Annotated in this window: 19 protein-coding genes; 10 read left to right on the top strand and 9 right to left on the bottom strand. The window is 71.6% G+C overall.

The features are described 5' to 3' along the window. Positions 1-17 precede the first annotated feature (17 nt). From MFF40_RS07505 to MFF40_RS07495, 3 genes are all read left to right on the top strand, one after another. Positions 18-287 (top strand): hypothetical protein, encoded by a 270-nt coding sequence (locus MFF40_RS07505; RefSeq protein WP_007566004.1) that lies wholly within the window; start codon positions 18-20, stop codon positions 285-287. Positions 288-436: 149 nt separating this feature from the next. Further along, positions 437-574 (top strand): hypothetical protein, encoded by a 138-nt coding sequence (locus MFF40_RS07500; protein WP_187193523.1) that lies wholly within the window; start codon positions 437-439, stop codon positions 572-574. Between the two features lie 28 nt (positions 575-602). Further along, positions 603-1,055, top strand: a complete 453-nt coding sequence (locus MFF40_RS07495; RefSeq protein WP_187278086.1) for an acyl-CoA thioesterase — start codon at positions 603-605, stop codon at positions 1,053-1,055. A 6-nt stretch (positions 1,056-1,061) separates the two neighbouring features. Here MFF40_RS07495 and MFF40_RS07490 read toward each other — a convergent pair whose 3' ends face one another. After that, the gene (locus tag MFF40_RS07490; protein WP_147897397.1) at positions 1,062-1,595 is read right to left on the bottom strand and encodes a superoxide dismutase family protein; all 534 of its coding nucleotides are present in this window, start codon (positions 1,593-1,595) and stop codon (positions 1,062-1,064) included. A 110-nt stretch (positions 1,596-1,705) separates the two neighbouring features. Between MFF40_RS07490 and MFF40_RS07485 the strand changes: the two genes are divergently transcribed. From MFF40_RS07485 to MFF40_RS07465, 5 genes are all read left to right on the top strand, one after another. Continuing rightward, the gene (locus tag MFF40_RS07485; RefSeq protein ID WP_238260068.1) at positions 1,706-2,488 is read left to right on the top strand and encodes a TlyA family RNA methyltransferase; all 783 of its coding nucleotides are present in this window, start codon (positions 1,706-1,708) and stop codon (positions 2,486-2,488) included. Continuing rightward, on the top strand, positions 2,485-3,723 hold the full coding sequence (locus MFF40_RS07480) for a class I SAM-dependent RNA methyltransferase (protein WP_147897398.1): 1,239 nt from the start codon (positions 2,485-2,487) through the stop codon (positions 3,721-3,723). The genes MFF40_RS07485 and MFF40_RS07480 overlap by 4 nt, the downstream gene beginning before the upstream one ends. A 127-nt stretch (positions 3,724-3,850) precedes the next feature. Continuing rightward, positions 3,851-4,138 (top strand): hypothetical protein, encoded by a 288-nt coding sequence (locus MFF40_RS07475; RefSeq protein ID WP_147853631.1) that lies wholly within the window; start codon positions 3,851-3,853, stop codon positions 4,136-4,138. Positions 4,139-4,302: 164 nt separating this feature from the next. Then, complete coding sequence (locus MFF40_RS07470) at positions 4,303-5,307, top strand: magnesium transporter CorA family protein (RefSeq protein ID WP_147853632.1); 1,005 nt, start codon at positions 4,303-4,305, stop codon at positions 5,305-5,307. 95 nt (positions 5,308-5,402) lie between these two features. After that, complete coding sequence (locus MFF40_RS07465; protein WP_238260067.1) at positions 5,403-7,088, top strand: methyl-accepting chemotaxis protein; 1,686 nt, start codon at positions 5,403-5,405, stop codon at positions 7,086-7,088. 15 nt (positions 7,089-7,103) lie between these two features. Here MFF40_RS07465 and MFF40_RS07460 read toward each other — a convergent pair whose 3' ends face one another. The 4 genes from MFF40_RS07460 to MFF40_RS07445 all read right to left on the bottom strand — a co-directional run bounded on the left by MFF40_RS07460 (position 7,104) and on the right by MFF40_RS07445 (position 12,289). Then, entirely contained in the window at positions 7,104-8,792 is a 1,689-nt protein-coding gene (locus MFF40_RS07460; protein ID WP_147857246.1) for a B12-binding domain-containing radical SAM protein, read from the bottom strand. Positions 8,793-8,928: 136 nt separating this feature from the next. Further along, positions 8,929-9,735, bottom strand: coding sequence for an SDR family NAD(P)-dependent oxidoreductase (locus tag MFF40_RS07455; RefSeq protein WP_147897411.1), 807 nt, complete (start codon positions 9,733-9,735; stop codon positions 8,929-8,931). A gap of 35 nt (positions 9,736-9,770) precedes the next feature. Beyond that, the gene (locus tag MFF40_RS07450) at positions 9,771-10,538 is read right to left on the bottom strand and encodes an enoyl-CoA hydratase-related protein (RefSeq protein ID WP_147897400.1); all 768 of its coding nucleotides are present in this window, start codon (positions 10,536-10,538) and stop codon (positions 9,771-9,773) included. Between the two features lie 11 nt (positions 10,539-10,549). Continuing rightward, the gene (locus MFF40_RS07445) at positions 10,550-12,289 is read right to left on the bottom strand and encodes an acyl-CoA dehydrogenase family protein (protein ID WP_238260066.1); all 1,740 of its coding nucleotides are present in this window, start codon (positions 12,287-12,289) and stop codon (positions 10,550-10,552) included. Between the two features lie 135 nt (positions 12,290-12,424). Here MFF40_RS07445 and MFF40_RS07440 point away from each other — a divergent pair, with 135 nt between their 5' ends. Continuing rightward, positions 12,425-13,423, top strand: coding sequence for an L-threonylcarbamoyladenylate synthase (locus MFF40_RS07440; RefSeq protein ID WP_238260065.1), 999 nt, complete (start codon positions 12,425-12,427; stop codon positions 13,421-13,423). Between the two features lie 142 nt (positions 13,424-13,565). On the opposite strand, the gene wrbA is transcribed toward MFF40_RS07440, so the two are convergent. Further along, a complete protein-coding gene (gene wrbA / locus MFF40_RS07435) occupies positions 13,566-14,162 on the bottom strand; it encodes an NAD(P)H:quinone oxidoreductase (protein WP_238260064.1) in 597 nt (198 codons plus the stop codon). A gap of 140 nt (positions 14,163-14,302) precedes the next feature. Here wrbA and MFF40_RS07430 point away from each other — a divergent pair, with 140 nt between their 5' ends. Beyond that, positions 14,303-15,175: a LysR family transcriptional regulator gene (locus tag MFF40_RS07430; RefSeq protein ID WP_238260063.1), complete on the top strand. Its 873-nt coding sequence runs from the start codon at positions 14,303-14,305 to the stop codon at positions 15,173-15,175. Positions 15,176-15,181: 6 nt separating this feature from the next. Here MFF40_RS07430 and greA read toward each other — a convergent pair whose 3' ends face one another. From greA to MFF40_RS07415, 3 genes are all read right to left on the bottom strand, one after another. Further along, positions 15,182-15,658 carry a transcription elongation factor GreA gene (greA, locus tag MFF40_RS07425; RefSeq protein WP_147857084.1) on the bottom strand — a complete coding sequence of 159 codons (477 nt, stop codon included), beginning with the start codon at positions 15,656-15,658 and terminating at the stop codon, positions 15,182-15,184. A 45-nt stretch (positions 15,659-15,703) separates the two neighbouring features. Further along, a complete protein-coding gene (gene acuI / locus MFF40_RS07420) occupies positions 15,704-16,690 on the bottom strand; it encodes an acrylyl-CoA reductase (NADPH) (RefSeq protein WP_238260062.1) in 987 nt (328 codons plus the stop codon). A gap of 122 nt (positions 16,691-16,812) precedes the next feature. Continuing rightward, complete coding sequence (locus tag MFF40_RS07415) at positions 16,813-17,412, bottom strand: hypothetical protein (protein ID WP_147857218.1); 600 nt, start codon at positions 17,410-17,412, stop codon at positions 16,813-16,815. Between the last annotated feature and the right edge of the window lie 113 nt (positions 17,413-17,525).

Genomic DNA, 17,525 nt, shown 5'->3' with positions numbered 1-17,525 from the left:
GCGAAGGGAGTCGAGACGTGCTGAGGAAATTCCTGCTCGCGGCCCTGCTGGTGCTGGGCTTTGCGGCCGCGGCGCCGCAGGGCGCATCGGCCGCGCCGGTCGGTCCGGGCATCGCCCTGCCGGCCGACGCCGCGCCGGCCGTGGCCCAGAAGGCCCAGTACTACTACCGCCGTCGGTTCTACGGCCCGCGGCCGTTCTACCGCCGTCCGTACTACCGCCGCCGGTTCTATTACGGCCCGCGCCCGTTCTACCGCCGTCCGTACTACCGTCGCCGGTTCTTCTACTGAGCGGTCCACTACGCTGACAGGCCCGGCGGCTCCCACGAGCCGCCGGGCTTTTTCATGCGCCGATTCGAGATGCGCGGCCGGTCTTCATGCCGTATAATGCAGGAACGGGACGCGCCGGCGACAGATCGGCCTGCCCGGGAGGAAACCCGATGAACGATATCGCGCAGCGCGCCGAGCCCACGGCCGCGACGCCGGACCTCTGGCAATCGATCCCGTTCGAATGCATCCTGGGCGCAGCCGCCATCTTGCTGGCGGCCGGGCTCAAGCTCGCCGGCATCCTTTCCTGACGGCGCGCGAGACAGGCGGATGGACGGCATGCAGCACGTCGCACGCGCGAACCTCGAAGGTGAGCAGGCGCCGCCGCCCGAGGCGGACCTGCCGCGGGGGGATCTGACGGTCCGGACCATCGCGATGCCGGCCGACACCAACGCCAACGGCGACATCTTCGGCGGCTGGGTGCTGACCCAGATGGACCAGGCGGGCGGCATCGCCGGCGTGGACCGGGCCCAGGGCCGGGTCGTCACCGTGGCCCTCGACGCGATGACCTTCATCCGCCCGGTCCGGGTCGGCGACGTGCTGTGCGTCTACACCCGGGTTTCGCATGTCGGCCGGACCTCGATGAAGATCGAGGTCGAGGCCTGGGCCCGCCGGTTCTGCACCCAGGTCCGCGAGCGGGTGACGCAGGCGACCCTCACCTTCGTGGCGATCGACGAGGCCGGGCGCCCGCGCCCGATCCCGCCCCTGGTGCCCTCGCCCAACGCCGCCTGATCACGTCTACTTGATCACCGCGCAGGCGACCCGGTCGCCGGCACCGCCGATCGGCTGGGTGGTGTGGTCGTCCTCGTTGGCGTGGATGATCAGCGCCGAGCCGTCGCCGTCCTTGAGGCCGCCCTCGCCGGTGAGCGGCGTCTCGCTGGTCACCTCGGCATTCCCCGAGCCGTCCTGGGCCACGTAGAGGTTCGGCAGGTCGCCCTCGTCGGGTCCATCCGGATTGAGCAGGCCGTGCTTGCTCTGGTCGTGGTTCACGTGGGCCTTGGAATTCAGGAACTTCGGATCCGAGCAATCGCCGACCGCGTGGAAATGCATGCCGTGCCAGCCGGGCGGCAATCCGCCGGGCTGGATGGCGACGCGCAGCACGAGGCTGTTGGCGCCGTCGCGGATCGCGATCGTGCCGATCGGGTCGCCCTTGGCGTTCTTGACGGGCGCCTGGAACGTCTCGGTCGGCTTGGGGGCTGCCGGCTCCTGGGCGAAGGCGCCGCTCGCCGCGAAAGGTCCCAGCAGCGCGAGCAGCGGCAGGATGCGTGTCATACGGTGGCTCTCCTCTCCAGCCCGGTCTAGGTAGGGGGCACGCCGCCCCTCCGACAGGGCCGGCCCCCGAAACCTTTGCCGTATCCCTGACGCGAGCCTGTAAAGCCCTGATGACCGGAGAACGGCCCATACCGGCAGGCGGAGCGCCCGCGCACCGCGCGCCTGCGCCGAAGCGGGCCGACCTGTTCCTGGTGGAGCACGGCCATTTCGAGAGCCGCGCGCGGGCGCAGGCCGCGATCCGGGCCGGGCTGGTGCGGGTGGACGGCCGGCCGCTGGCGCGGGCCTCGGAGGCGATCCCCCCGGGCGCGCGGATCGAGGCCGCCCCCGAGCACCCTTACGCCTCCCGGGGCGGACTGAAGCTCGCGGCGGCGCTCGACGCATTCCGGCTGGATCCGGCGCGCCTCGCCTGCCTCGACGTCGGCGCCTCGACTGGCGGCTTCACGGACGTGCTGCTCGCCCACGGCGCCACCCATGTCCACGCGGTGGATGTCGGCCGCGGGCAGCTGCATCCGCGGCTGGCCGCGGATCCCCGCGTCACCAGCCTGGAGGGCACCGATATCCGCGCCCTCGATCCGGCGCGGCTCGTCCCGCGGCCCGTGCTGGCGAGCGTCGACGTGAGCTTCATCGGCCTGCGGCTGGTGCTGCCGGCCCTGCCGGCGCTGCTCGCCCCCGGCGCCGCGATCGTCGCGCTGATCAAGCCGCAATTCGAGGCCGGGCGCGCGCGCGTCGGGCGCGGCGGCCTCGTGCGCGATCCGGCCGTCCACGCGGAGGTCTGCGATTCCGTCCGCCTCGTGCTGGAGGGGCTCGGCGCGACGATCCTGGGCCTGATCGATTCGCCCGTGCCGGGTGGCGACGGCAATTCCGAATTTTTGATCGGCGCAACCCTGTCATGAGCGAAACGGTCACGATCCGGGACCTCGGTGCCCGCGGCGACGGCATCGCGGAGGACGGGATCCTCGTCCCCTATACGCTGCCCGGGGAGCGCGTGACGATCCGCCGGGAGGGAAAGCGGGCCGAGCTGCTCGGCATCGAGACGCCCTCCCCCGACCGGGTCGAGCCGTTCTGCCCCTATTACATGCGCTGCGGCGGCTGCCGGACGCAGCATCTCGCGCCCGCCGCGGAGCTGTCCTGGAAGCGCGGCCTCGTCGCGCAGGCCCTGTCGCAGGCCCGTCTCGACGTCGAGCCGGGGGCCGCGATCGACGCGCACGGGGCCGGGCGCCGCCGCATCACGCTGCACGTCCGGGAGATCGACGGACAAGGCGAGGCCGGTCTGATGGCCGCGCGCAGCCACGCCCTCGTGCCGATCGACCATTGCCCGATCACGGTGCCGGCCCTGCATCCGGCCCCCGCGGTGGCGCGCCGGCTCGCGGCGCCGCTGGGCCACGGCCGCAAACCCCTGGACGTCGCCGTGACCGCCACCGACCAGGGCCTCGACATCGACCTGCGCGGCCACGGACCGGTGACCGGCGGCGTCGCCTCCGCGCTGGTGCGAATCGCGGGCGAACTGGGCCTCGTCCGGCTGTCGCTCCACGGCGAGCGCCTGATGGAGGCCGAGCCGGTCTCGGTCACGGACGCCGAGAGCCGCCTCTATCCAGCGCCCGGGGGCTTCCTGCAGGCGACCTCGGCCGGGCAGGCCATCCTCACCGCGCTGAGCCTGGCGGCCGTGGGGCGCCGTCCGCGGCGGGTCGCCGACCTGTTCTCCGGCTGCGGGCCCCTCGCCCTGGCGATGGCGCGGACAGCCGCGGTCCACGCCGTCGAGGCGGATGCGGCGGCGCTCGGCGGCCTCGACCGGTCGGCCCGGGCCGCCACGGGCCTGCGCCAGGTCACCACGGAGCGCCGGGACCTGTTCCGCCGGCCGCTGCTGCCCACGGAACTCGACGGGTTCGACGCGGTCGTGTTCGACCCGCCCCGGGCCGGCGCCGAGGCCCAGGCCCGGCAGATCGCCGCCTCGCGGGTGCCGGTGGCGATCGGCGTGGCCTGCGATACCGGCACCTTCGCGAGGGACGCGGCGACGCTCACGGCCGGCGGGTTCCAGCTCGAATCGGTGACGCCGGTCGATCAGTTCCGGCATTCGGACCATGTCGAGATGGTCGGCGTGTTCCGCCGCGAGGCCCCGCGCCGCCGCTGAGGCGCGCAAGATCGGGAGGCTTGCGGCGCGGAGGCTGCGCATCGAAGACTTGCGCAGTGAAGACTTTCAGATTGCAGGCTTGCAACTTGCTGTAGATTCTGACCTTCTCACGATGACTGGAGGTGTCATGACCGCAGCCTCGATCCGCCTGTTCGCCTTCGCAGCGCTGAGCCTCGCCGCGCTGAGCCTCGTCTTGCCGGCCACGCTGGCGGCTCAGCCGCGCGCCCCCGATGAGACCGGCACCGGCGGAGGGCCGCGATCGACGATCACGGCGCCGAACACCAACAGCCTGGGCGTGACGAAGCCGCCGGGTACGTCGCTGGGCGCGGGCGAGGTCCCGTCACGGCGGGAGCAGCGGCGCGAGCGCGCCCTGACCGACAAGATCGAGGACAGCGTCTGCGAAGGCTGCAACTGACCTTCTGGCCTGACGACACCGCAGTGTCGATGCGGGCCGCGATGTCACGGAAGCGTCAGAAAACAACGCCACACCCACGGCACAGCTTGCGCTTGGAGCCGCCGTGCCGGATGCGGATCGGACCCGGCGCCGCCCAGTGACCGTTTTGCACCCGAGACACCGTCGTGATTTTCATCCACCAGCCCTCGACCGGCGCCGGATCCTCGCTGCTTGAGCGCCGAATCGTCGATCTCCAGGACACGATCCCCGAGGACACCGTCTGGCTCGACCTGATCCGCCCGAGCCGCGAGGAGGAACTCAAGGTCGAGGCCTTCGCGGGCATCGAGGTGCCGACCCGCGAGGAGATGAAGGACATCGAGCCGTCGGAGCTGCTCTACGTCGAGGAGGGCGCCCGCTACATGACCGGCCGCGTGCTCTCGAAGGTCAGCGATGCCGAGGAGCCGGGGCTGGCCGGCATCACCTTCATCCTGCGCGGCAGCCGGCTCGTGACCGTGCGCCACGAGGAGCCGCAGGCCTTCCGGATGTACACCCAGCGGGCCGGCCGCACGACCGGGAACGGCAGCGCCTCCGCGGTCTCCGGCGAGGCCATCCTGGCCGGTCTGATCGAGGCGGTGATCGACCGGGCCGCGGACGTGCTCCAGCTCCAGGGCGAGCGGATCGACCGATTGTCGGGCAAGATCTTCGAAGTGCAGGACGACCCGTCCGCCCGCAACACCGCCCTCCAGGATACCCTGCGGGCGCTCGGACGCCATGGTGACCTGATCTCGAAGCAGCGCGAGAGCCTGGTCTCGATGGAGCGGATCCTGCTTTCGCTGTCGGCGACCTATCGGACAAACAAGGCGCCCCGCGACCTCAGAGAGGATGTCCGCTCGACCCTGCGCGATCTTCAATCGCTGGAAGAGCACGCGACCTTCCTGTCCACGAAAATTCAATTTCTGCTCGATGCGACGCTCGGACTAGTCAACCTTGAGCAGAACAACATCATCAAGCTGTTCTCGGTCATGGCCGTCGTATTCATGCCGCCGACGCTGATCGCCTCGATCTATGGCATGAATTTCAAGTCGATGCCGGAACTAGAACTGCCGTTCGGCTACCCCATGGCCGTGGTGATGATGTTCGTTGCCGCCATCCTGCCCTACGTTTTCTTTCGCTGGAAGAAGTGGCTTTAGTCGCGAATATTCTCCAGCCGCAGATAAAACGTTAAGAGATATCCTGGAGATCATCGCACCCGGAAGCGCGGCTGGCCGCGACGACGGAAGCCCCGATGCGATTCTCTCTGAAGACCGTCCTCTGCGGAGCCATCGGCCTGCTGGCCCTCGCGGCTGCGGGCCAGGGGGTCGTCAGCGTCGTCCGCTTGTCCGAGATCGAGCAGGACGCCAAGGAGGTTTCGCAGGTCTGGCTGCCGGCCCAGAACGAGGCCGAGGCCATCGGCATGGCGGTGCGCGACGTGCGGCTGAAGCTGTACCGGCTGGTCGCTGGATCACCTGACTTCGCGACCCTCGACAAGAACCAGACCGCGCTGACCGACGGCCTCGGGGCGTTGTCCGAACTGCGCCAGACCTACCAGAACCGCCTCGCGACCCCGAAGGCGCGCGAGACCTACGAGCGGTTCACCGGCGCCTGGAATGCCTACCAGAACATCCAGCTCCAGGTGGTCGAGCTGATGATCGCCGGCGACAGGGACGGCGCCCTCAAGCGCGTCCTCGACCCGGAGACGGGCGCCCAGAACGATGCGGCGGTCGGCAGCCTCACCGAGGCGATCGCGCTGGCCCGGTCGCAGACCGACGGGAACGTCGCCGCCACCGCCGACAACGCGACCTCGGCCAAACGCACCGCCCTGGTCGCCACGGCGGTGGCGCTGGCGGTCGCGGCGGCGGCGATGCTGTTCGCCCTGCTCGGCATCGCCCGCCCGATCCAGCGGATGACCGGCGCCATGGGGCGCCTGGCCGAGGGCGACGCCACCGTGGCGATCCCCGGCACCGGCCGCCGGGACGAGATCGGCGCGATGGCGGCGGCCGTCCAGGTGTTCAAGGACAACCTGATCCATAGCCGCGCGCTGGAGCAGGAGACGACGCTCGCCCGGGCCGGCGCCGAGGCGCAGCGACGGCGGGCCGTCCAGGAGATGGCCGACGGCTTCGAGGCCGCGATCGGTGGCGTGCTGGCGGCGGTGACGGAGGCGGCGCTGGACCTCCGGTCCAATGCCGAGGCCATGACCAGCACGGCGACCCGCACGGCCGAGCGCTCGGCCGCGGTGGCGAGCGCCGCGCAGGAGGCGACCGCCCATGTCGGCACGGTGGCGGTGGCGGCCGAGGAACTCGGTGCCTCGGTGCAGGAGATCGGCCGGCAGGTCGACGGCTCCGCCGACCTCGCCCGGGGCGCGGTGGATCAGGCCGGCCGGACCGCGGGCCTGGTTCAGGAGCTGAGGGAGGCCGCGGGCCGGATCGGCGACGTGGTGCGGCTGATCTCCGACATCGCCGGCCAGACCAACCTGCTGGCGCTCAACGCCACGATCGAGGCGGCCCGGGCCGGCGAGGCCGGCCGGGGCTTCGCCGTCGTGGCCTCCGAGGTGAAGGCCCTGGCCGCGCAGACCGCCAGGGCGACCGACGAGATCACCGGACAGGTCGGCCGGATCCAGGGCGCGACCGGCCAGACCGTGGACGCCATCGACGGCATCACCGGCCGGATCCGCGAGATCGACGGGGTGGCGACCTCCATCGCGGCGGCAGTCGAGCAGCAGGGCGCGGCGACCCAGGAGATCGCCCGCAGCATCGCCGACGCGGCCGCCGGGACCGGTTCGGTCACCGGCACGATCGACGCGGTCGCCCGCGCCGCCGACGAGACCGGCACGGCCGCCACCCGGATGCTCGCCTCGGCCGAAGGCCTGTCGGCGCAATCCGAGGTCCTGCGCCGGGAGATCGGCGCCTTCCTGCAGACGGTGCGCGCCGCGTGAGGCCGGCGCGGCCGGTCAGGCCACCGCGGCGAGGTGCTTGACCTCGGCGCGGGCGACCACCTTGCCGACCGGCGCGGCCTTGGCGCCGCTGTCTTTTTCGGGCGCCAGGATCGGGGGCGACACCCAGCGGCCGGCTTCGAGTTCGGCGATCCGGCCGTTGATCTCGCGGATCACGTAGCGCGAGAACGGGTAGACGTGGAGGTAGATCACCATGTTGGTGACCACCGCCTCGAGGGCCGCCGGGTTGTGGCGGGCGGTCTGCAGGAACACGCCCCAGAAGTGCTTGGCCAGTTCGGGCCGCCGCACGGTCATCCGCCAGCAGATCCGCAGCAGCGACCCCAGGTCGCGCGCGACGTGGCGCCAGTCGAGCTTGTGGGCCGCGAATTTGGGCCGCTTCACCCGGCGGGAGATCTCTCGGACGCGCTCGAAAAAGTTCGGCGGGTCGTAGATCTCGGCTAGCACATCCCGGTAATCGGCCAGCACGTCCTGCTGCGGGCGCAGCGTCACGAAGTTGAGCCCTTGCGTGCAGTGGTCGCCCTGCTCGGCGGTGGTGTAGGCGAAGTTCTCGAACAGGCGGCCCTCCTTGCGCAGGCGGCGCGAGAGCTGGGTGTTCGGCATCGCGTAGAGCAGGCCGACCATCGAAATCGGGATGCCGGTCTGGCTGATGCACAGGGACATCGCCTTGGCTATGCTGTCCTTCTCGGTGTCGAAGCCGACGATGAAGCCGGCGGTGACGAACATGCCGTGCTCGTAGAGCTTGTGCACGCTGTCGGCGATCGACCGCTTGGTGTTCTGCTTCTTCTGGGTCTGGATCAGCGTCGCCTCGTCGGGCGTCTCGATCCCGGTGAACAGGGCGAAGAAGTTCGCGTCCCGCATCATCCCGAGCAATTCGTCGTCGTCCGCGAGGTTCAGCGAGGCCTCGGTGGAGAACTTGAACGGGTAGCCGTGCGCCTCCTGCCATTTGATCAGGTGCGGCAGGAACAGCTTGATCGCCTTCTTGTTGCCGATCAGGTTGTCGTCCACGAAGTCGACATGGCCGCGATGGCCGAGGCTGTAGAGCCGGTCGAGTTCGGCCAGCATCTGCGGGGTGGTCTTGGTCCGCGGCGAGCGACCGTACAACTCGATGATGTCGCAGAACTCGCAGGTGAACGGGCAGCCGCGCGAGAACTGGACGCCGATATACAGGTAGTGGCTGAAGGTCAGAAGGTCGAAGCGCGGGATCGGGCTGGTCGTGACGTCCGCCTTGAACTTCTCCGCCGTGAACCGGCCGCGGCGGGCGCCGGATTCCCAGGCCTCCACGAAGGTGGCCAGGATGCCCTCGGCCTCGCCCAGAACCAGGAAGTCGGCCTTGTCGTAGATCTCCGGGGTCGAGGTCGGGGCCGGGCCGCCGACGCAGACCGGGACGCCCAGCGCCGCGCATTTGTCGATCACGACGAGGCAATCCGGCTCCTGGGGGAGCATGCCGCCGGTCATCACCAGGTCGGCCGCCAGGATCTGCGCGTCGGTGAGGTCTTCGCAGTTGCGGTTGATCAGACTCACCTGCCAGGCCGGCGGCAGCATCGCGGCGAGGGTGATCAGGCCCAGGGGCGGCGCGGGTGCGCGGGCGCCCTGCAGCTCCATGGCCTCCTTGAAGTTCCACATCGAGTTCTCGTAGAACTTGGGGAACACCATCAGCACGCGCGGGGCCGTATTCGCATCCGACATGCTTGTTTTCCTCGTCGCACCGAAGTGAGCCTGCCGGGACACCGAAGTGCCCACGCGGCCAATTACGGTCGAGCGTGCGGGAGAATTAAGGCCGTTTTTCGCTCCCGCGGCGGGTCGAACCGGTTTCGGGGCGCGGTCAGGGCCCGACGCGGAAGCGCTCCGGCTGGGTGCCGTCGGCATCGGTGAAGCCGTAGATCCGGGCGAGGTCGCCCGCGTGCAGCACCGCGCCGGCCCGGGCCGCGATGTCCGGGTCGGCCGCCAGGGCGGCGAGCGCCCGGCCGGCATAGAGCGGCCCCTCGGTGGCCCGCTCGTCCTGCCCGAGATCCAGGGCCCGCTCGGTGGCGACGAAGCCCGGCGAGAGGCCGAGCGCGGTCACGCCGTAGGGCGCGAGGTCCTGACCGAAGGCGAGCGCCAGCCGGTTGGTGGCGGCCTTGGCGGAATCGTAGAACACGTCGCCGAGATACTCCTCGGTCCCGAACGAGACCAGCGCGATCAGGCCGGTCCGCGCTGCCACCATGGACGGGGCGACCGCGCGGGCGAGCAGCAGCGCCGGCAGCGGCCCGGCCTGGAGGAACCCCAGATACGGTTCGGCCGACCGGCGCCAGAACGGCGTGCCCCAGCCGGCCCCGTCCGGGTAGCGCTCGCCGTCGTAGCCCTCGTTGCCGCCCCAGACGCTGCAGGCCGCGACATCGATCCGCCCGAACCGGCGCAGCACCCAATGGATCAGCTCATCCGTGGCCCGCTCTGAGCGGTGGTCGCAGAGGTAGTGGTGGCCGCGCCCGCCGGCCGCATCGACCAGGCGGGCGGTATCCTCGATCGATTCCGGCCGCATCTCGGTGCGCGGACCGGTCTCGCTGGAGCGGGCGGTGACGATCACGGTGGCCCCGGCCTCGCCGAGGGCCCGGGCCAGGCCCCGGCCGACGCCCCGGGAGGCGCCGGCCACCAGGCAGATCTTCTGGGACAGGTCGGGGGGCGTGGTCACGCCGACGCGGCGGGCTTGGCTCGCGTCAGGAAGGCCGCGAGCCGCTCCTGGGATTCGGGCGAGCGCAGCTGCGCGTCGAAGGCCCGGGCCTCCGCCTCCAGGGCCGCCTCGACCTGCGCCTGGTCGCCGCGGATCAGCGCCCGGGACGCCGTCAGCGCGCCCCGCGGCAGGGCCGCGAGCTTGGCCGCCTGGGCGATGGCCTGGTCCAGCAGCATGTCGGCCGGCAGCACCGCGTTGACGAGCCCCAGCGCCAAAGCCTCGTCGGCATTGAGCGGCTGAGAGAGCAGCAGCAGCTCCGTCGCCTTGAGCCGCCCGACCCGCAGGGGCAGCAGGTAGCTCGACGCCGCCTCCGGCACGAGCCCGAGTTCCACGAAGGGCATGCGCAGCCGCGCCGCCGGGCTGGCATAGACGAGGTCGCAATGCAGGCTGAGCGTCGCCCCGATGCCGACCGCGATCCCGTCGATCGCCGCCACCATCGGGGTGCGGGTCCGGGCGAGCTGGCGGATGAAGGCCAGGGCCGGCGAGGCGCTGAAGCCGCCCGCGGCGCCGCCCATGAAGTCGGCGAGGTCGTTGCCGGCGCTGAACATCCCGGGCTGCCCGGCGAACACCACGGCGCCGATCCTGTCGGACGCATCCGCCTCCGCCAGGGCCGCGCGCATCGCGTCGTACATCGCCCCCGTGAGGGCGTTCTTCTTCTCCGGGCGGTTCAGGGTGATCAGGCGGACGCCGCCCTCGACGTCGGTGATCGCGATCGTGTCGGCCATGTCCGCCCCCCTCAAACCGCCAGCGCCAGCGCGGCGTCGTCCGTGAAGGCGCCGCCCTCCACGACGGAGTGCTCCAGCCCGCCCGCAGCCACCAGAAGATTCTCGGCGTAGAATCGGGCCAGGGCGATCCGGGCGGCATGGGCCGGGTCGGTCTCGCCGGCCTTCAGGGCCGCGGCGGCCGCGAGCGCGCTGCGGGCGAGGCAGGCGCCGCCGAGCGCGAGGCCGAACAGGCGGAGATACGGGGTCGCGCCGGCGAGCGCCGCGTTCGGGCGGTTGGAGGTCAGGGCGGCGAGCTGGTGGCTGGTCGCCCGGTCGAGGCTGCCGATCCCATCGCGCAGCCGCGCCGCCATGTGGCCGAAGGCGGGATCGCCCGCCTTGAGCAGGCTCTCCGCGGCCCGGCGCATCCAGGCGATCTGCGAGCGAACCGTGGCGCCGCCGTTCAGCGGCAGCTTGCGCGCGGTGAGGTCGATGGCCTGGATGCCGTTGGTGCCCTCGTAGATGCCGAGGATGCGGGCGTCGCGCATCAGCTGGGCCGCGCCGGTCTCCTCGACGAAGCCCATGCCGCCATGGACCTGCACGCCGAGCGAGGTCACCTCGTTGGCGAGATCCGTGGAGAAGGCCTTGGCCACCGGGGTCAGCAGGGAGGCGCGGTCGAGGGCGGTCTGCCCCTCCGGGCCACGCGAGGCGTCGAGCGCGGCGGCCGTGAGGTAGCAGATGCCGCGCGCCGCCGCCGTGTAGGCCTTCATGGTCAGCAGCATCCGCTGCACGTCCGGATGCGCGACGATCGGGCTGGTGGATTCGGCGGCCCCGACCGCCCGGCCCTGCCGACGCTCCTGCGCGTAGGCGAGCGCCCGCTGGGTCGCGGCTTCGGCGACGCCGACGCCCTGCAGGCCGACATTGAGCCGGGCCGCGTTCATCATCGTGAACATGCAGGCCAGGCCCTTGTTCTCCTGCCCGATCAGCCAGCCGACCGCGCCGCCGTGATCGCCGAACGCCATCGAGCAGGTCGGCGAGGCGTGGATGCCGAGCTTGTGCTCGACGCCCGAGCAGCGCAGGTCGTTGACGGTCCCGTCCGGCAGGACCTTGGGCACCAGGAACAGCGAGATGCCGCGGGTGCCGGCCGGCGCGTCGGGCAGGCGGGCCAGCACGAGGTGGACGATGTTGTCCGCCAGGTCGTGCTCGCCGTAGGTGATGTAGATCTTGGAGCCGATGATCCGGTAGGTGCCGTCGTCGGCGCGCTCGGCCCGGCTGCGCAGCAGGGCGAGGTCCGAGCCCGCCTGCGGCTCGGTCAGGTTCATGGTGGCGGGCCATTCGCCCGTCACGAGCTTTTCCAGGTAGCGCGCCTTCAGGTCCTCGGAGCCGTGGGCCGCGAGTGCCTCGATGCCGCCCTGGGTCAGCAGCGGGCAGAGGCCGAAGGCGAGGTTGGCGCCGTTCCACATCTCGGTGCAGGCGGCCTCGACCAGCTTCGGCAAGCCCTGGCCGCCATGGTCGGCCTCGGCCGAGAGGCCGTTCCAGCCCCCGTCCGTGAAGGTGCGGTAGGCCTCGCGCCAGCCGGGGGGCGTGGTGACCGATCCGTCCGCGAACGGGGTGCCGTGCCGGTCGCCGACCCGGTTCAGCGGCGCGAGCACCTGGCCGGCGATCCGCCCCGCCTCGGTGAGGATCGCCTCGGCGTCGTCCGGGTCGACGCCGTCCAGCCCGGCCACGTGCCGGAGGGTGAACAGCATCTCGGGAACGGGGGCGCGGTAGCTCATCGGGTCGTCGCTCCTCTCGGCCCGCCCGCTTGATATCCCGGGGCGGGTTTGACCGCGCCCGGGCACCGGGGCTACGGCGGCCCCAGGATAGGCGCGCGACGGGCGCGCCGCCATCACTTCGCGACGGCTTCCCGCATGAACGATCCCGGGTCAACGGTCCCGGCCGCGACCCGGCGGCTCGACCCCGACGCGGCCGGCCTCGCCCAGGCCGCGGCGCTGCTGCGGGCGGGCGAGCTCGTGGCCTTCCCCACCGAGACGGTCTACGGCCTCGGCGCCGACGCCACCGACGCCGCCGCGGTCGCACGGATCTTTTCCGCCAAGGAGCGGCCGCGCTTCAACCCGCTGATCGCCCATCTGGCCGACGTCGACACGGCCCTGGCCGAGGGCCGCTTCGATGGATCCGCGCAGCGCCTCGCCGCGGCGTTCTGGCCGGGTCCCCTGACCCTCGTGGTGCCGGCCGGACCGGGCACGCGGGTCTGCGACCTCGCCCGGGCCGGCCTGCCGAGCGTCGCCCTGCGGGTCCCGGGGCATCCGATCGCCCGCGCCCTGCTGGAGGCGGTCGGCGGTCCGGTGGCGGCGCCCTCGGCCAACCGCTCGGGCCGCGTCAGCCCGACCCGCGCCGACCACGTGCTCGACGACCTCGCGGGGCGGATCGCCGCGCTGCTCGATGGCGGGGACACGCAGGTGGGCGTCGAATCGACCGTGGTGGCGTGTCTCGACGGCACCCCGCGCCTGCTGCGTCCGGGCGGGGTCACCCGGGCGGCGCTGCGCGCCGTGCTGGGCTTCGAGCCGGCGGGCCCTGCAATGGGCGATGCCGAGCGGCCGGCGGGTCCCGGCATGCTCGCCTCGCATTACGCGCCCCGGGCGCGGGTGCGCCTCGACGTGACGCGCGTGGAACCCGGCGAGGCCGTGCTGCTGTTCGGGGCCGGGCGGCCCGAGGGCCACGCCGAGGCCCGCGCCAGCCTGAACCTGAGCCCGGCGGGCGATCCGGCCGAGGCGGCGTCCCGCCTGTTCGGGGCGCTGCGCACGCTCGATGCCTCCGGGGCCGCCACCATCGCGGTGGCGCCGATCCCCCCGGACGGCCTGGGCGAGGCGATTCGGGACCGTCTGGCCCGCGCCGCCGCACCCCGTTGAGGGCGACCGTTATTTTTATCGGCGCCGTGGAACAGATGACGCCGTGGCCCGTTCATTGATCACGAAGGCCTTCTCAGCCCCCAAATGGCCTTTTTCCTTCAAGGCTCGGAGCGATCCGAGCCTTTTTTCTTGCGCTGTGCTGTCAGGCCAGCTTGGCCGCGATCCCGGCCACGTGGCGACCCTGGAACCGCGCCCCGTCCAGCTCGACCGCGCTGGGCTGGCGCGAGCCGTCGCCGTCCGCGATCGTGCTGGCGCCGTAGGGCGTGTTGCCCTTGACCGCCTCGACGCCGGCCTGACCCGGGAACGAGTAGGGCAGGCCGACCACCACCATGCCGTGGTGGAACAGCACCGTGTGGAAGCTCGTCAGCGTCGTCTCCTGGCCGCCATGCTGTGACGCGGTGGAGGTGAAGGCCGAGCCGACTTTGCCGACCAGCGCACCCTTCATCCACAGGCCGCCGGTCTGGTCGATGAACTGCTTCATCTGCGCGGCCATGTTGCCGTAGCGGGTCGGCGTCCCGAAGATGATCGCATCGTACTGGGGTAGCTCATCCACCGTGGCGATCGGTGCGGTCTGATCGAGCTTGAAGTGGTTCTGCCGGGCGACCTCCTCGGGCACCAGCTCCGGCACGCGCTTCACAACCGCCTCGGCGCCGGCCTCCCGGGCGCCCTCGGCGACGGCATACGCCATCTGCTCCACGTGTCCGTAGGTCGAGTAGTACAGCACCAGGACCTTGGCCATCGAACGATCTCCCGTCTCGGGTTGCGGAGCGCCGCCGAGATCCCCCGGGCAGCGCGCTGGCCTCTCCATCGCGCGTTTTGCGCTTTGCAAAAATGCCCCGCCACGCAAGAACACCCTTGCGGAGATGCAAGGAGGCGAGCGTGTCGCTGGACTGGGACGAGTTCCGCTTCGTGAAAGCCGTCGCCGACCGGGGTGGACTGACCGCGGCCGCGACGCAGCTCGGGATCAATCATTCCACGGCGTTCCGGCGCCTCGGGTCGATCGAGGCCCGGCTCGACGTGCGTCTGTTCGAGCGCCTGCGTACCGGCTACGTGCCGACCCCGGCCGGCGTGGCGATGATCGAGGCGGCCGGCCGGATCGAGACCGACGTGACCCGGTTCTCCCGCACGGTCGCCGGCCAAGGGCAGACGCCCTCCGGGGAGTTGCGCGTGACGGCGCCGGTGAACTTCGCGACCGGGATCCTGATGCCGATCCTGGCGTCGTTCTGCGCACGCTACCCGGAGATCCGTATCGACCTGATCCTGGCTGAGGAAGCGCTGAACCTGTCGCGCCGGGACGCCGACGTGGCGATCCGCGCGAGCCGGAGCCCCAGCGAATCCCTGGTCGGGCGCCGTCTCACCGGTCTCGCCTGGGCCATCTACGGACGCGCCGGGCAGACCTATGGCGATCTCGCCGACGAAGCCTGGGTGGTTCCGGGTTCGACGGTGGGGGGCGGCCTGTTCGCATCCTTCCTCCAGACGCGGGCACCGCCGGAGAAAGTTCGCCTGCGGATCAACACGGTGACGGGGCTGAAGGAAGCGGTGTCGACCGGACTGGGGATCGGGCCGCTGCCGTGTTTCGAGGCGGATACCGACCCCGCCCTGCGCCGGCTCTCCGGCCCACACCCGGAGATCGGGGCGGACCTCTGGGTTCTGACCCACCCCGACCTGCGTCACGCCGGGCGGGTCCGGGCGTTCATGGAGCACCTCGCCGAAGCGATCCTACCGCTCCGGGCGCGCTTCGAAGGCCGGTGACGCCGTTCAGGCGCGAATCTCGACGACTTCGACTTCGCTGCCGTTGACCTCGACCACGTCGCCCACGCTCTTGCCGGTGATCGCCTGAGCGAGCGGCGCCACGTAGGAGATCGAGCCCTTGTGCGGGTCGGCCTCGTCCTCGCCGACGATGCGGAAGGTCTGCTTCGTCTCTTTCCCGGACTCGTCCTCGCGCAGGATCGTGACGGTGGCGCCGAAATGCACGGTCTGGCCGTCGATCGGCTCGACCACCTGCGCGGTGTTCTTGCGGGCGAGCCAGTACCGCAGATCCCGCCCGATCCGGGAATCCTCCGCCTTGTCGGCGTGATCCAGGGTGCCGAGTTCCCGCTCCAAGCGCGCGACCTCCGCCTCGATCTGCGCCAGCCCCTCCGGCGTGACGAAGTTGGTGTGCGGCGAGATGGGACGGTCGGGCAGGTTCTCGAAGGCTTCCCCGCCCTCGGGCTCTTTGACGAATGCTACGCTCATGGGAGGTGCAATGCGGCGGGAACGGCAAGGGTTCCGGCCAAAGCTTCAACCGACCTCCACCACGGTCCGCCCGCGGATCCGGCCCGCCAGGATCTCCGGCCCGAGCCCGCCGACCTCCTCCAGGCTGACCCGGCGCGTCATGCTGGCGAGCTTGTCGAGATCGAGTTCCCGGGCGAGGCGCGCCCAGGCCGCGCGGCGCTTCGTCTGCGGGGTGGTGACGCTGTTGATCCCGAGGAGCGAGACGCCGCGCAGGATGAACGGCGCCACGGAGGTCGGCAGGTCCATGCCCTGGGCCAGCCCGCAGGCGGCGACCGCGCCGTCGGACCGGGTCTGAGCCAGCACGTTGGCCAGGGTGGTGGAGCCGACCGCGTCGATGCCGGCCGCCCACCGCTCCTTGCCGAGCGGCTTGCCGGGCTTCGACAGCTCCGCGCGGTCGAGGATCTCGGCGGCGCCGAGGCCCTTGAGGTAATCGGCCTCGCTGTCCCGCCCCGTGGAGGCGATCACGTGCCAGCCGGCCCGGGCCAGGAGCGCCACCGCCACCGAGCCGACGCCGCCCGACGCCCCGGTGACGATCGCAGGCCCGTGTGCCGGCGTCAGCCCGTGGGCGTCGAGGGCCATCCGGGACAGCATCGCGGTATAGCCCGCGGTACCGATCGCCATGGCCTGCTCGGGGCTGAGGCCCGCGGGCAGCGGCACCAGCCAGTCGCCCTTGACCCGGGCGCGCTGCGCGTAGGCGCCGAGATGCGTCTCGCCGACGCCCCAGCCGGTGAGGACGACGGCGTCGCCCAGCTTGTACTCCGGGTGATCCGAGGTCTCGACCTCCCCGGAGAAATCGATACCGGGGATCATCGGGAAGCGGCGCACCACCGGCGACGTGCCGGTGAGGGCGAGCCCGTCCTTGTAGTTCAGGGTCGAGTGGGTCACCCGGACGGTGACGTCGCCGTCCATCAGGTCGGCGTCGTCGAAATCCCGGAAGGCGAGGCTCTGCCCGGCCTCGCCCTTGTCGATCACCCAGGCCTTGAACGTACCCATCGTCACCTCCCGTTCGTCCGCGGAAGAGGTGTCGCCGGGATGCCCGGAATCAAGGCGGCCCCGTCAGACGCCGAGGCCGCGTCCCGGGGGCGCGACCCGGGATGCGGGCGTCGATCGACCGATCAGTAGCCGTCGTAGCGGCTGCCCGTGGAGAAGCCGAGGCCGACACCGATATCGGCGGAGCTCGCACCGGTGATGCCGACGGCGTCCGGGATCGAGCCGACCAGGGGACCGCCATAGGCGGCAGAGCGGTAGCCGCCCGCATAACCGCCGTACCCGCCGCCGGCCGGCACCCAGCCGGAGCGGGCCGGCGCCACCAGGACGCGCCGGCTGACGGTGGCGTATTCCGGCGGGATGGTCTCCGGGATCGACTGCGCGGGCCGTACCAGGACGGTGCGGCTGCGCACGGCGAAGCGCGGCGGCGTATCGATCCAGCAGCCGATCAGCTCGCCGCCGGGACCGCGGCTCGTCTGCCAGACGCGCCCGCCGGGGGCGACCATCACGCGCTCGGACACGGTATCGTAGACCGGCGGCGTGGTCCGGTAGACCGTCCGCGGCGGCCGCACCAGCACGTTCTCCTGCACGGTGTCGAAGACCGGCGGGGTCGTGACGTGGCGGTAGCATGCGGAGCCGTAGCAGCCGCCGGCCTGCGCGGGGGCTGCGAGCAGCAGGCCGCCGAAGGCGGCGGCGAGAAGGGTGGAGCGTGCGACCGGCGCGGTCATGGAAGTCCTCTGGTACGCGGTACGGGCGAGACGCTGCGCAAGGGCAGCGCTGGTCTCGACGCACTACAGGCCAGAGTCGTTGCCCGACTCGCAAGCAGAGTTCGGAATGAAGG

Source organism: Methylobacterium mesophilicum, from assembly GCF_022179445.1.
GTDB classification, from domain to species: Bacteria; Pseudomonadota; Alphaproteobacteria; order Rhizobiales; family Beijerinckiaceae; genus Methylobacterium; species Methylobacterium mesophilicum.
This window is presented reverse-complemented; position numbering and strand designations above follow the sequence as displayed.